Raw genomic sequence first — 13,800 nt, 5'->3', positions numbered from 1 at the left:
GTCTGCGGCGGCCGGCGCGCGCCGTCGAGAGGGCGCGGCGCGCGCTCAGACGTCGAGGTTCGCCACCTTCAGCGCGTTGCGCACGATGAAGTCGCGCCGCGGGTCCACGAGGTCGCCCATCAGGGTGGAGAAGATCTGCTCGGCGTCCTCCACGTCCTCGATCCGCACCTTGAGCAGGACGCGGGAGGCGGGATCGAGGGTGGTCTTCCAGAGCTGCTCCGGGTTCATCTCGCCGAGGCCCTTGAAGCGCGAGATGGTGACGCCCTTGCGGCCGTGCTGGAGGATGCGCTCGAAGCCCGTCAGCGGGCCGGGCACCGCATGCTCCGCGCCGTCCAGCGTCAGCGCCGCCGAGGCGGCGCCGCCGCCGAACGCGCGCGCGAGGCGCCCGCGCCGCTCGTCGAGCCAGCGCGCCTCGGCGCTCTTCAGCGCGGCGGCGTCCAGCGCGTGGCGCTCGGTGACGCCGCGCAGGGTGCGCCAGAGCCGGAGGCCCTCGGCGTCGGCGAGCGCGTGCCAGTGGCGTTCGCCCTCGGGGGCGAGCGCGTTCAGCCGCTCGACCAGCGCCGCCGCGGCGGCGGTCGCGCGCGCCGGATCGAGGGTGAGCGCGCCGGCGACCGCCGCCTGCTCGACGATCTCCGCCGGCACCACCGCGGCGAGGCGGCGGATGCGCGCGGCGGCCTGGCGCAGCGCCTCGACCTCGGCGCGCAGGTCGTCGCCCGCGAGCTCGGTGCCGTCGGCGAGGCGCAGGCGCGCGGCGGCGAGCGCCTTCTCGAGCAGGAAATCCTCGAGCGCGCGGTCGTCCTTCAGGTAGCGCTCGTCGTTGCCGCGCTTCGCCCGGTAGAGCGGCGGCTGGGCGATGTAGAGATGGCCACGCTCGATGATCTGCGGCATCTGGCGGAAGAAGAAGGTCAGCAGCAGGGTGCGGATGTGGCTGCCGTCCACGTCCGCGTCGGTCATGATGATGATGCGGTGGTAGCGCAACTTGTTGATGTCGAAGCCGCCCTTCTCCGCCTCGTCGCGCCCGATGCCGGTGCCGAGCGCGGTGATCAGCGTGCCGATCTCCGCCGAGGACAGCATCTTGTCGAAGCGCGCGCGCTCGACGTTGAGGATCTTGCCCTTGAGCGGGAGGATCGCCTGGAAGGCGCGGTTGCGCCCCTGCTTGGCGCTTCCGCCCGCGCTGTCGCCCTCGACGATGAAGAGCTCGCTCTTCGCCGGGTCGCGCTCCTGGCAGTCGGCGAGCTTGCCGGGCAGGGTGGAGACGTCGAGCACGCCCTTGCGGCGGGTGAGCTCGCGCGCCTTGCGCGCCGCCTCGCGCGCCGCGGCGGCGTCGAGGATCTTGCCGACGACGTCCTTCGCCTCCTTCGGGTGCGTCTCGAACCAGTGCGCGAGCGCATCGGCGACGGCGGCCTGGACTGCCGGCTGCACCTCGGACGAGACCAGCTTGTCCTTGGTCTGGCTGCTGAACTTCGGGTCGGGGACCTTGACCGAGAGCACCGCGGTCAGCCCCTCGCGCATGTCCTCGCCGGTGAGCGCGACCTTGTCCCTCTTCGCGATCCCTTCCGCGTACCTCGCCACCACCCGCGTCAGCGCCTGGCGGAAGCCCGCGAGGTGCGTGCCGCCGTCGCGCTGCGGGATGTTGTTGGTGAAGCACAGCATCGTCTCGTGGTAGCTGTCGTTCCAGCGCATCGCCAGCTCGACGCGGATGCCGTCCTGCTCCTTCGAGACGACGGAGATCGGCCGCGGGAAGAGCGGGGTCTTGCCCTTGTCCAGCCACTCGACGAAGGCGACCAGGCCGCCGTCGTAGCGGAACTCGACCTCCTGCGGCGGCGCGTGGCGCTCGTCGCGGAGCGTGATGCGGAGGCCGGAGTTGAGGAAGGCGAGCTCGCGCAGCCTCCGCTCGAGCACCGCGAAGTCGAACTCGGTGCGCGAGAAGGTGAGCGGCGAGGGCTTGAAGGTCACCTCGGTCCCGGTCGGGTGGTCGGAGGGGCCGATCACCGTGAGCGGCTGCACCGTCTCGCCGTGCGCGAAGCGGATCAGGTGCTCGTGCCCCTGGCGCCAGATGCGCACCTCCATCCACTCGGAGAGCGCGTTGACCACCGCCGCGCCGACGCCGTGCAGGCCGCCCGAGACCTTGTAGCTGTTCTGGTTGAACTTGCCCCCCGCGTGCAGGCGCGTCAGCACCACCTCGGCCGCGGAGACGCCTTCCTCCGGATGGATGTCCACCGGGATGCCGCGGCCGTCGTCGCGCACGGTGACGGAGCCGTCGCCGTTCAGCACCACCTCGCAGCGCGTGGCGAACCCGGCCTGCGCCTCGTCCACCGCGTTGTCGATGATCTCGAAGGCCATGTGGTGGAGGCCCGAGCCGTCATCGGTGTCGCCGATGTACATGCCGGGGCGCTTGCGCACGGCCTCGAGGCCGCGCAGGACGGTGATGGAGGCGCTGGTGTAGTCCTCCCCCGCCGCCTCGGAGGGAGGCGGGAGGGGGGCGCGCGCGGCGTCGCTCATGCCGGCGGCGAACTCCTCTGCGATGCGGGCGAATTGGCACGGCAAATATAGGGATTCACGCGCATTCCGGCAGCGGAAATTCCTCATCCGGAACGAGAATCCCGGGCCGCGCGCGGAACCCCTCGGCGAGGCCGGAGAGGGGGGCGAAGAGGGCCGGGTCGGTGCCGGTCAGGAAGGCCTGGGCGGGCAGGGCGGCGAGGGCGGCGAACAGCGCCTGGCGCCGCGGCGCGTCGAGATGCGCCGCCACCTCGTCGAGCAGGAGCAGGGGGGCGAAGCCGCGCGCCTCGGCGATCAGCGCGGCGTGGGCCAGCACCACCGCGACGAGCAGCGCCTTCTGCTCGCCGGTCGAGCACAGCTCCGCCGGCAGGCGCTTGGGCAGGTGCCAGAGCGCCATGTCGGCGCGGTGCGCGCCCGCCGCCGCCGCCCCCGCCGCCGCGTCGCGCGCCCGGTTGGCGGCGAGCGCGGTGCGCAGCCGCTCCTCCACCGCGAGCGCCGGGTCGCGGCCCAGCGCCTCGCACAGGGGGCAGAGCAGGTCGAGCCGGGCGGCGGGGAAGGCGCCGGTCACGCCCGCGGCGAGCACGGCGTTGAGGCGCGCCGCGAGGCCGCGCCGCGCCGCGGCGACGGCGACGCCGTGGCGCGCCATCGCGTCCTCCAGCGCGGCGAGCCAGGCCGTGTCGCGGCTGTCCTCGGCGAGCAGGCGGTTGCGCTGGGCCATCGCGTTCTCGTAGGCGGCGACCTCCCGCGCGTGGGCGGGTTCCAGCGCCCAGACCAGGCGGTCGAGGAAGCGGCGGCGGCCCGAGGCGCCCTCCTGGAACAGACGGTCCATCTGCGGCGTGAGCCATACCGCGGCGACGCGCTCGGCGAGCTCCCCCGCGGAGCGGAGGGGGATGTTGTCGAGCCGCCAGGCGCGCCGCTCGGCGCTGCCGCAGCCCTCCGCCGCCGGCGTCGTGCCGGTGCCGATGTCGAAGCGGCCGTAGGCGTTCTCGAAGCGCCCGGCGGCGGCCCAGGGGAGCGGCCCCGCGGGCGCGCGCCGGCCGAGCTCGCCCATGCGCGCCCCGCGCAGGCCGCGGCCGGGGCCGAGCAGCGAGATCGCCTCCAGCAGGTTCGTCTTGCCCGCGCCGTTCTCGCCGGTGACGACGACGATGCGGCCGCGGAAGCCCGTCTCCAGCGCCGGGTAGCTGCGGAAGTCGCGCAGCGTCAGCCGGGTGAGGCGCAGTCCGGGCGGGGCGTTGGGCGGCACCGCCGCTGCTTAGCAGCCGCGCCGGCGGACGGGAATGCGCCGGGACGGCGGCCGATCGAGCCGGCCGGCGCGGCGCCGAGGGCGGGAGGCGAGGCCTGGGGGAAGCGGCCGGCCGCTCACACCCGCATCGGCATCAGCACGTAGAGCGCGTCGGTCTTCGCCACGTCCTGCACCAGGGTCGGGGCGGAGCCGTCGGCGAAGCGGAACTCGACCTCGCCCTCGATCAGGCCGGTGATGTCGGTGAGGTAGCGCGCCTGGAAGCCGATCTCGAGCGGGCCGTTCTCGTAGCGCACCACCTCGCCGTCGAGCTCCTCCTGCGCCTGGCCCTGGTCCGGGCTCGCCGCCGAGAGCAGCAGGTGGTTGCGGTCGAGCGAGAGCTTCACCGGGCGCGAGCGTTCGGTGCTGATCGCCGCGACGCGGTTCACCGCATCCTCGAACGCCTTCTTGTCCACCCGCAGCACCTTGTCGTTGCCGCGCGGGATCACGCGCTCGTACTCGGGGAAGGTGCCGTCTATCAGCTTCGAGGTCAGGGCGACGGCGCCGAAGCGGAACTGGATCTTGGTGTCGGAGAGGCGGATCTCGATCTCGTCCTGCGCCTCGTCCGCGAGCTTGCGCAGCTCGGCGACCGTCTTGCGCGGCACGATCACGCCCGGCATGCCCTTGGCACCGTCCGGCAGCGGCTCCTCGACGCGGGCGAGGCGGTGGCCGTCGGTGGCGACGGCGCGCAGCACCGGCGTGCCGTCCGATTCGCCCGCGTGCAGGTAGATGCCGTTGAGGTAGTAGCGCGTCTCCTCGGTGCTGATGGCGAAGCGCGTGCGGTCGATCAGCGCGCGCAGCGTGCCGGCCTTGAGCGAGAAGACGGTCGGCAGCTTGCCCTCGGTCATGGAGGGGAAGTCCTCGACCGGGAGGACCACCAGCGAGGTGGCGAACCGGCCGGCACGGAGCGCGAGCGGGGCGTCGCCGCCAGGGTGCTGCAGCTCGACCTTCGCGGCCTCGGGCAGCTTGCGGACGATCTCGTAGAGGGTCGCGGCCGGCGCGGTGGTCTTGCCGGGCTGGGCGACGGCGGCGCCGACGACCTCCTCGACGATGGCGATCTCCATGTCGGTCGCGGTGAGGCGCAGCGTGCCGTCCTTGGTCGCCTCGAGCAGGACGTTCGCCAGGATGGGGATGGTGTTGCGGCGCTCGACTACGCTCTGGACGTGCGCCAGGGCCTTGAGCAGCACCGCCCGGTCCACCGTGAACTTCATGGCACCCGAATCTTCCCGACGCCGCCGGCCCGGGATTCCGCCCCGGGCCCCACTCGCTTCCCCGCTCCCATCGCGCTGGCCTCGGCGCGTCCCAGCGGGAGCGCCCGTCCCGGCCGGCGCGGCGGGGATCGCACTCTAGCAGCGGCCGCAGGAGGCGAGAAGCCGCCCGCGCGGCGCGATTCGCGGGCGGCGGGCCGGGCCGGGGCGCCGCGGACGGGCCGGGCGCGGCCGGCGCCGTCAGGTCTCCAGCATCCGCCGCAGCAGCTCGACGTCCTCGGCGAAGGCGGCGTCCTGCTGCATCAGCTCGGCCACGCGGCTCACCGCGTGCATCACCGTGGTGTGGTCGCGGTTGCCGAAGCGACGGCCGATCTCGGGCAGGCTGCGCGAGGTGAGCTGCTTGGCGAGGTACATCGCCACCTGGCGCGGGCGGGCGACGTTGCGCGCGCGCCGCGCGCTGCTCATGTCGGTCAGCCGGATGTTGTAGTGCTCGGCGACGCGGCGCTGGATCTCCTCGATGGTCACGCGCCGGTCGTGCGCGCGCAGGATGTCGTGCAGCACCTCCTGCGCGCCCTCCAGCGTGATCGGGCGGCCGAACAGGTTGGCGTGCGCGATCAGCCGGTTCAGCGCGCCCTCCAGCTCGCGCACGTTCGAGGTGATCTTGTGGGCGAGGAACTCCATCACCTTGGCCGGCACCGGCACGCCCGCCGCCGCGGCCTTGGCCTGCAGGATCGAGAGGCGCAGCTCGTAGGTGGTGGCGTGGATGTCGGCCACCATGCCGCAGCCGAGGCGCGTGCGCAGCCGGTCCTCGAGGCCCGAGAGGTCGGAGGGCGACTTGTCGGCGCTGACGACGATCTGCTTGCCGGCGTCCACCAGCGCGTTGAAGGTGTGGAAGAACTCCTCCTGCGTGTTGTCCTTGCCGATGAGGAACTGCAGGTCGTCGATCATCAGCACGTCCACGGAGCGGAGCGATTCCTTGAACTCCATGGTGTTCTGGCTGCGCAGCGCGGCGATGAAGCGGTACATGAACTTCTCGGCGCTCATGTAGGCGACGCTCTTCGCCGGGTGCATCTCGCGGATCGCCCAGGCGATGGCGTGCATCAGGTGCGTCTTGCCGAGGCCGACGCCGCCGTAGAGGAAGAGCGGGTTGAAGCCCGGGCTCGCCGGCCGCTCGGCCACGCGCCGCGCGCAGGCGTGGGCGAACTCGTTCGGCCTGCCGACGATGAAGCTGTCGAAGGTGAAGCGCGGGTCGAGCGGTGCCGCCCACTCCATGGTGCGCGCGTCGGCCGCGTGGCGCGCGGCGTCGCCAGGCCCGGCCGCGAGCGCCTCGGCCAGGCCGCCGGCGGTTCCGCCGCGGGCGGCGGTGGCGGTCCCGTCGGCGCTGCCCTGCGCCGGCCGGGGCGCGGCGGCCGCCGGCCCTGCGGGCGCCTTGGCGGCGGCCACGCCGGTCTCGGCCCCGCTGCGCGCGACACGGATCTCCACGCGCCGCACGCCGGGGAATTCCTGTTGCCACAGCGCGCGCAGCCGATCGCCGTAGTGGCTGCGCACCCAGTCGCGCAGGAAGCGGGTCGGCAGCAGCACCACCGCCTCGTCGCCCTCGACGCCGGCGAGCGTCATCTGGCGCAGCCAGGCACGATACTCGACCTCGCCGACCTCTTCACGCAGGCGACCGCGGATGCGGGCCCAGGCCTCCGTCAAATGGCGTTCGGCTGGCATCACGGCGGCGGCAGACGCCGCGAGGCTGGCGGGTGAGGTCGTGCCAGATTGCTTCTCCATGCGACGTCCAGGCCACCCTCGACCGACGTGATTCCGCCTGCGCCACGGTCCGTCCCGATCGCGCGCCCGCGCCTAGCCCGAGACACCAAGGCGCAATGATCGGTACGGATACGCGCTGAGCGGTGGCGGACGATATCGCGGGAGGAAAGGCCCGCCAACGTCAAACTGCGATCGGAATGCATCAGGTCCGGGCGAGGCGAAGAACCCCGCCCTCAGGGCCGCCGGGCGGTGCCCTGCTTCCTGATGGCTCTGGTTCCCGGTATCCGCGCGCGACGAAGGGCGACGCGCCGACGGGCGCCGGATCGCGCCCGTCCCGCCGCCGCGGACGGTGTCAGGCCGGCGCGCCGGCCTCGCCGCCCTCGCCGATCGCCTTGATGCGCGCCGCGAGACGGGACAGCTTGCGCGCGACCGTGTTGCGGTGGAGCACGCCCTTGGTCGCGGCGCGGTGCAGCTCCGGCTGCGCGGCGCGGAACGCCGCCTGCGCCGCCGTCTTGTCGCCGCCGGCGATCGCCTGCTCGACCTTGCGGAGGAAGGTGCGCACGCGCGAGCGGCGCGCCTTGTTGCGGGCGGTGCGCTTCTCCGTCTGCCGGATGCGCTTGCGCGCGGAAGCCGTGTTCGCCATGGCTGGGTGGTTTCGGACCGGTCGTCGTTCGAGGAATGGGCCCGCGGCGGGGCCGGAGGCGGCCCCGTCCGCGGCGAAGGCGCGCATTCTAGACGCCGCCCCCCGCCCCGTCAAGGCGCGCGGCAGCCGCCCGCGCGGAGGAGGGGGCGTCAGGCGTTGCGGAAGGCCGGCTTGCGCTTCTCGATGAAGGCCGCCATCCCCTCCTTTTGGTCCTCGGTCGCGAACAGCGAGAGGAACAGCCGCCGCTCGAAGCGCACGCCCTCGCGCAGCGTCGTCTCGTAGGCGACGTTCACCGCCTCCTTCGCCATCGCGACCGAGGGGGCGGAGAGGGCGGCGATCTTCTCGCCGAGCTTCAGCGCCTCGGGGAGGAGCTGGTCGGTCGGGACCACGCGCGCGACCAGGTTCGACCGCTCCGCCTCGGCGGCGTCCATCATGCGGCCGGTGAGGATCATCTCCATCGCCTTGGCCTTGCCGACCGCGCGGGTCAGGCGCTGCGTGCCCCCCGCGCCGGGGATGACGCCGAGATTGATCTCCGGCTGGCCGAACTTCGCGTTCTCGGCCGCGAGGATGATGTCGCACATCATCGCCAGCTCGCAGCCGCCGCCCAGGGCGTAGCCGGCGACCGCGGCGATCACGGGCTTCCGCACCCTGAGCACCGTCTCCCACTTCTGGCCGATCCAGTCGTCGCGATAGACGGCCGGAAAGGTGCGGTCGCGCATCTCCTTGATGTCGGCCCCGGCGGCGAAGGCCTTCTCGTTGCCGGTCAGCACGATGGCGGCGATCGCGTCGTCGGCGTCGAAGGCGAGCAGCGCCTGGCCGAGCTCGTCCATCAGCTGGTCGCAGAGCGCGTTCAGCGCCTGCGGGCGGTTCAGGCGGATCACGCCGACCGGGCCCTTGGTCTCGACCAGGATCATGCCGTATTCGGCCATGGCGCGTCGCTCCTCCGGTTGCGGGCGCCGCCCGTCTAGCGCAGGAGGGGCGGGCGGCTCAACGCTGGGTGCGCGGGCAGTAGAAGGTGGACCGGCCGCCCTGGACGACGCGGCGGATGCCGTGGCAGGCGGGCGGGCCGGGGCAGCGCTCGCAGAGCTGGCCCTCGCGGTCGTACACCTTGAAGCGATGCTGGAACAGGCCGAGCTCGCCGTCCGCCCGCACGTAGTCGCGCAGCGAGGAGCCGCCGGCGGCGATCGCCTCGCCGAGCACCTCCTTGATCGCCGCGACCAGCCGGGCGGCGCGCTCGCCCTGCACCGTGCAGGCGGCGCGGCGGGGCGAGAGGCCGGCGCGGAACAGCACCTCGCAGGCGTAGATGTTGCCGATCCCCGCGACCACCCGCTGGTCCATCAGCGCCGCCTTGATCGAGGTGCGCTTCCCGGCGAGGGCGGCGGCCAGGACCTCGGGCGTGAAGGAGGGATCGAGCGGCTCCGGCCCGAGGTCGCGCAGCAGCCGGTGGCGGTCCTCCTCCGCGGTCGGCACCAGGTCCACGCAGCCGAAGCGACGCGGGTCCACGAAGCCGACGCGCTGGCCGTCCTCGGTCTCGAGCGTCAGGTGCTCGTGCGGCGCGGGCTGCGGCGCCGGCGCCGCGCCGCGCGGCCGCACCACCATCCGCCCCGACATGCCGAGGTGGATCAGCAGGCTCTCCCCGCCCTCGAGGCGCATCAGCAGGTACTTGCCGCGCCGGCGGAAGCCGAGCACGCGCCGGCCCTCGAGCCGCTCCTTGAGCCCGGGCGGGAAGGGAAAGCGCATGCCTTCGCGGCGCACCTCGACGCGGACGATGCGGCGCCCGGTCAGCACCGCGGCGAGCCCGCGCATCACCGTCTCGACCTCCGGCAGTTCCGGCATGAGGCTTCCCCTTCCACCCGGCGGCGCTATGGTCCGGCGCATGATCGCCGATCGCGACCCCTCCGATAGCACCGATTTCGGCTTCCGCGAGGTGCCGCGCGCCGCCAAGGCCGGCCTGGTGCGCCAGGTGTTCGAAAGCGTGGCGCCGCGCTACGACCTGATGAACGACCTGATGTCGCTCGGCCTGCACCGGCTGTGGAAGCGCGCCTTCGTCGCCGCGATCGGGGCGAGCCCGCGGGAGACGCTGCTCGACCTCGCCGGCGGCACCGGCGACATCGCCTTTGCCGCGCTCGAGGGCGGCGCCGGGCGCGTCATCCTCTCCGACGTCAACCCGGCGATGCTCGCCGTGGCGCAGAACCGGGCGCTCGATCGCGGCCTCGCCGCCGGCCTCTCCTTCCTCTGCGCCGACGCCGAGCGCCTGCCGCTGCCCGACCGCTCGGTGGAGAAGGTCTCGATCGCCTTCGGCCTGCGCAACTGCACCGACAAGGACGCCGTGCTCGCCGAGGCGCGGCGCGTGCTGCGCCCGGGCGGGCGCTTCCACTGCCTGGAGTTCTCGCGCCTCGAGGTCGCGCCCCTGGTGCCGCTCTACGATCTCTGGTCGTTCCGCGTGCTGCCGGCGCTCGGCGCGCGCGTGGCCGGGGACCGCGGCGCGTACGAATACCTCGCCGAGAGCATCCGCACCTTCCCCGACCAGGAGACGCTCGCCGCGATGATGCGGCGGGCGGGGCTCGAGCGGGTGGCCTGGCGCAACCTCTCGGGCGGTATCGTCGCGATCCACACCGGCTGGCGGCTGTGACGGCGGCCGCCCGTGTGGCCGCGGCCGGCCGGCTGCGCTAGGCTCGGCCGCGCCATGACCCCGCTTTCCGGCAAGCGCGTGCTGCTGATCGTCTCGGGCAGCGTCGCCGCCTACAAGGCGCTCGAGCTCGCCCGCCTGCTGCGCAAGGCGGGCGCCGCGGTCACCGGCCTGCTGACCGCGGCCGGCGCCCGCTTCGTCACCCCGCACGCCCTGCAGGCGATCACCGGCGAGGCGGTGCACCAGGACCTCTGGTCGCTCGCCGAGGAGGCGGAGGTCGGCCACATCCGCCTCGCCCGCCAGCCCGACCTCGTCGTGGTGGCGCCGGCCTCCGCCGACCTGATGGCGAAGATGGCGCTCGGCCTCGCCGACGACCTCGCCAGCACGGTGCTGCTCGCGACCGACCGGCCGGTCCTGATCGCCCCGGCGATGAACCCGAGCATGTGGACCCACCCGGCGACGCAGGCGAACCTCGCCACCCTGCGCGGGCGCGGCGTGCATTGCGTCGGCCCCAACGAGGGACCGATGGCCGAGCCGGAGAGCGGCCCCGGCCGCCTCGCCGAGCCGGCCGAGATCCTCGCCGCCGTCGAGGCGCTGCTCGCGCCCGGCGCCGGGCCGCTCGCCGGGCGGCACGCCATCGTCACCTCCGGCCCGACGCACGAGGCGATCGACCCGGTGCGCTACATCGCCAACCGCTCCTCCGGCCGGCAGGGGCACGCGATCGCCGCCGCGCTCGCCGCACTCGGCGCGCGTGTCACGCTCGTCTCCGGCCCGGTCGCGCTGCCCGACCCGCCCGGTGTCGCGGTGCGGCGGGTCGAGAGCGCGCGCGAGATGCTCGCCGCCTGCGAGGCGGCGCTGCCCGCCGACGTCGCGGTCTGCGCCGCGGCGGTGGCGGACTGGCGCGTGGCTGCGGCCGCGGGACAGAAGCTCAAGAAGGTGCCGGGGCAGGCGCCGCCGCCGCTCGCCCTCGCGCTCAACCCGGACATCCTGGCGACGCTCTCGGCGCACCCGCGGCGGCCGCGCCTCGTCGTCGGCTTCGCGGCGGAGACCGAGGAGGTGGTGGCGAACGCCATTGCCAAGCGCGCCAGGAAGGGCTGCGACTGGATCGTCGCCAACGACGTCTCCGGCGACGTGATGGGCGGGAGGGAGAACGCGGTGCACCTGGTGACGGCGCAGGGCGTGGAGCACTGGCCCCGCCTGCCGAAGGAGGAGGTGGCGCGGCGCCTCGCCGAGCGCATCGCCGCGGCGCTGGCATGAGCGGCATGGCGCCCTCGGCCGAGATCGCCGTCCTCCGCCTGCCGCACGCCGAGGGCCTGCCGCTGCCCGCCTACGCGACGCCCGGCGCGGCGGGGATGGACCTGCTCGCCGCGGTGACGGAGCCGGTCACCGTCCCGCCGGGCGGGCGGGCGCTGATCCCGACCGGCCTCTGCGTCGCGCTGCCGCCCGGCCACGAGCTGCAGATCCGCCCGCGTTCCGGCCTCGCGCTGCGCCACGGCATCGTGCTGCCCAACAGCCCGGGCACGGTGGACGAGGACTATCGCGGCGAGGTGCAGGTGATCGTGCTGAACGCCGGCGCCGAGCCCTTCACGATCGAACGCGGCATGCGCATCGCCCAGGCCGTGCTCGCGCCCGTGACGCGCGCCGCCTGGCGCGAGGTGGCGGCGCTGCCGGAGACGGCGCGCGGCGCGGGCGGCTTCGGCAGCACCGGGACGGGCTGAGCGGCGCCGGCCGCGCCGCCCTGCCCGCCGTGCGGCCTCAGCCGCGGCCGGGGCGGATCACGTCGAAGTACACGACGGAGTTGTCGTCGCCGCCGCCCGTCAGCGCGGCCGGGCGGCCCTGGCCGGACGGCGCGGGATCGAGATACTCGATCTCGACGCCGCCGCCGTTGCCGAAGGCGCGGGCGCGGCGTCCGGACTGCACGGGCCCCTGGCCGCTGTGCTGCAGCACGGCGTTGTCGCCGCCGCCGACCAGCGCCGCGCTGCCGCCGCCGACGACGTTGCCGGCGCTGCGGGGAACGTAGGTGCCGAGGTCCGCCTCGCTGATGCCCTGGGCGTGCGCGGCGCCGAGGGTCGTGCCGAGCGCCAGCAGGGACGCCAGCGCGGCGTTGCGGAGGGTGGTCATGGTCGCTGTCCTTCCTCTTCAGGTCGCGGCCTGTCCGGCCGACGCGGAAAGAGGTAAGGGGGGCGCGTTTCCGGATGATGCCGCGGCGCCCGGAATCGGGTTTCGCGGGTTGCGCCGCGGGTATCGTGCGTTGCGGCCGGGCGGCGGGGGACGCGGCGGCGCGGGGCGCCTTCCCGTCGGCCGCCATCCGGCGGCATGATGGCGGCGCTGCGGCCGGCCGTCCGGCGGTCCGCCGCCGGGGAGGGAACCGGGATGACGCTGCGCGACGCCCAGGGTCTGGTGCTCACCGCCGCCTCGGCGGAGGCCGTCGCCGCCTTCGACGCCACCGTCGCCGCTTATCTGCGCTACCGCCTGGACGCCTCGACCCATCTCAAGGCGTTGCTCGCCGCCGATCCGGAATGCGGCATGGCGCAGGTTCTGGCCGGCAGCTTCGCCATGCTCGCCTACAACAGCGCCCAGCTCGACCGGGCACGGGCGGCGCAGGCGCGCGCGCTCGCCGCCACCGAGCGCGCCACCCCGCGCGAGCGCATGCACGCCACGGCGCTCGGCCACTGGGTCGCCGGCGCGCTCGACCGCGCGCTCGCGACCTGGGAGGAGATCCTGGCCGAGCACCCGCACGACATCCTCGCCTTCCGCCTGCACCACTTCAACGCCTTCTGGCTCGGCGCGCCGGAGCGGATGCTGGCCGCGGCGGAGCGCGTGCTGCCGCGCTGGTCGGCGACGCTGCCGGGCTATGGCGCGGTCCTCGCCTGCCGCTCCTTCGCCAACGAGGAATGCGGCAACTACCTGATCGCCGAGGCCGCCGGCCGCGCCGCGATCGAGCTCGACCGCGGCGACCTCTGGGCGGCGCACGCGGTGGCGCACACCTTCGAGATGCAGGGCCGGCGCGGCGAGGGCATCGCCTGGATCGAGCGGCTCGAGCCGCACTGGGAGGGGGCCAACAACCTCAAGCATCACCTCTGGTGGCACCGCGCCCTGTATCACCTGGAGCGGCGCGAGTGGGATGCGGTGCTCGACCTCTACGACCGCCGGTTCCGCGACCTCGCCTCGCCGGTCACGCAGATGCAGCCCGACCTCTACATCGACGTGCAGAACGCCGCCTCGATGCTGTTCCGGCTGGAATTGCGCGGCGTGCCTGTCGGCGATCGCTGGGTGGAGCTCGCCGACAAGGCGGAGGCGCGGATCGGCGACTGCCTCTCCGCCTTCACCCTGCCGCACTGGATGATGGCGCTCGCGGCCACCGGGCGCTTCCAGGCGGCGGCGCGGATGCTGGAGGCGATGCGCGAATTCGCGGCGACCCGCGACGGCACCGTGGCGGCGGTGGTGCGCGAGGCGGCGATCCCGGTCTGCGAGGCGGTGCTCGCGCACCGGCGCGGCGACCACGCCGGCGCGCTCGCGGCGATGCGCCCGGTGCTTGGCATCATGCACCGCATGGGCGGCAGCCACGCGCAGCAGGACGTGCTGGAGCAGCTCTTCCTGGACGCCGCGGTGAAGGCCGGCTCGCCCGCCGATGCGCGGATGCTGCTCGAGCGCGTGGCGGGCCGCCATCCCGTGCCGCCGGAGCGTCGCGTCGGCTACGCCGAGGCGGCGCGGAACGTCGCCCACTGAGCGCTGGCGCGCCTCGGGCGTGTGCCGAGGCCGCGCCGCGGCGGGACCGGACGCGCTC

Annotated in this window: 12 protein-coding genes; 4 read left to right on the top strand and 8 right to left on the bottom strand. The window is 74.3% G+C overall.

Annotation, left to right across the window (positions count from 1 at the left end):
- Positions 1–45: 45 nt before the first annotated feature.
- From gyrB to mutM, 7 genes are all read right to left on the bottom strand, one after another.
- Positions 46–2,502 (bottom strand): DNA topoisomerase (ATP-hydrolyzing) subunit B, encoded by a 2,457-nt coding sequence (gene gyrB / locus K1J50_RS08715; protein WP_220117322.1) that lies wholly within the window; start codon positions 2,500–2,502, stop codon positions 46–48.
- Between the two features lie 55 nt (positions 2,503–2,557).
- Positions 2,558–3,742 (bottom strand): DNA replication/repair protein RecF, encoded by a 1,185-nt coding sequence (gene recF, locus K1J50_RS08710; RefSeq protein ID WP_220117321.1) that lies wholly within the window; start codon positions 3,740–3,742, stop codon positions 2,558–2,560.
- Between the two features lie 116 nt (positions 3,743–3,858).
- Positions 3,859–4,989 (bottom strand): DNA polymerase III subunit beta, encoded by a 1,131-nt coding sequence (dnaN, locus tag K1J50_RS08705; protein ID WP_220117320.1) that lies wholly within the window; start codon positions 4,987–4,989, stop codon positions 3,859–3,861.
- 237 nt (positions 4,990–5,226) lie between these two features.
- The gene (gene dnaA / locus K1J50_RS08700) at positions 5,227–6,702 is read right to left on the bottom strand and encodes a chromosomal replication initiator protein DnaA (RefSeq protein WP_255575102.1); all 1,476 of its coding nucleotides are present in this window, start codon (positions 6,700–6,702) and stop codon (positions 5,227–5,229) included.
- A 391-nt stretch (positions 6,703–7,093) separates the two neighbouring features.
- The gene (gene rpsT, locus K1J50_RS08695; RefSeq protein ID WP_220117318.1) at positions 7,094–7,384 is read right to left on the bottom strand and encodes a 30S ribosomal protein S20; all 291 of its coding nucleotides are present in this window, start codon (positions 7,382–7,384) and stop codon (positions 7,094–7,096) included.
- A gap of 149 nt (positions 7,385–7,533) precedes the next feature.
- Entirely contained in the window at positions 7,534–8,313 is a 780-nt protein-coding gene (locus K1J50_RS08690) for an enoyl-CoA hydratase (RefSeq protein ID WP_220117317.1), read from the bottom strand.
- Positions 8,314–8,371: 58 nt separating this feature from the next.
- A complete protein-coding gene (mutM, locus tag K1J50_RS08685; protein ID WP_220117316.1) occupies positions 8,372–9,220 on the bottom strand; it encodes a bifunctional DNA-formamidopyrimidine glycosylase/DNA-(apurinic or apyrimidinic site) lyase in 849 nt (282 codons plus the stop codon).
- Positions 9,221–9,260: 40 nt separating this feature from the next.
- Here mutM and K1J50_RS08680 point away from each other — a divergent pair, with 40 nt between their 5' ends.
- From K1J50_RS08680 to dut, 3 genes are read left to right on the top strand one after another with little or no spacing between them, the layout of a single operon-like run.
- On the top strand, positions 9,261–10,016 hold the full coding sequence (locus K1J50_RS08680; protein ID WP_255575100.1) for a class I SAM-dependent methyltransferase: 756 nt from the start codon (positions 9,261–9,263) through the stop codon (positions 10,014–10,016).
- A 54-nt stretch (positions 10,017–10,070) separates the two neighbouring features.
- Positions 10,071–11,270 carry a bifunctional phosphopantothenoylcysteine decarboxylase/phosphopantothenate--cysteine ligase CoaBC gene (gene coaBC / locus K1J50_RS08675; RefSeq protein WP_220117315.1) on the top strand — a complete coding sequence of 400 codons (1,200 nt, stop codon included), beginning with the start codon at positions 10,071–10,073 and terminating at the stop codon, positions 11,268–11,270.
- A 5-nt stretch (positions 11,271–11,275) separates the two neighbouring features.
- Positions 11,276–11,731 (top strand): dUTP diphosphatase, encoded by a 456-nt coding sequence (gene dut / locus K1J50_RS08670; protein ID WP_220117345.1) that lies wholly within the window; start codon positions 11,276–11,278, stop codon positions 11,729–11,731.
- A gap of 37 nt (positions 11,732–11,768) precedes the next feature.
- Here the strand turns inward: dut and K1J50_RS08665 are convergent, their stop codons facing one another.
- Positions 11,769–12,134 carry a hypothetical protein gene (locus tag K1J50_RS08665; protein ID WP_220117314.1) on the bottom strand — a complete coding sequence of 122 codons (366 nt, stop codon included), beginning with the start codon at positions 12,132–12,134 and terminating at the stop codon, positions 11,769–11,771.
- A 252-nt stretch (positions 12,135–12,386) separates the two neighbouring features.
- Between K1J50_RS08665 and K1J50_RS08660 the strand changes: the two genes are divergently transcribed.
- Complete coding sequence (locus K1J50_RS08660; RefSeq protein ID WP_220117313.1) at positions 12,387–13,742, top strand: tetratricopeptide repeat protein; 1,356 nt, start codon at positions 12,387–12,389, stop codon at positions 13,740–13,742.
- Positions 13,743–13,800: the final 58 nt, after the last annotated feature.

It is taken from the genome of Caldovatus aquaticus (assembly GCF_019458025.1).
GTDB lineage: Bacteria > Pseudomonadota > Alphaproteobacteria > Acetobacterales > Acetobacteraceae > Caldovatus > Caldovatus aquaticus.
Note: the sequence above shows the minus strand (reverse complement) of the source record. Positions and strands in the feature narration are given on the sequence as shown.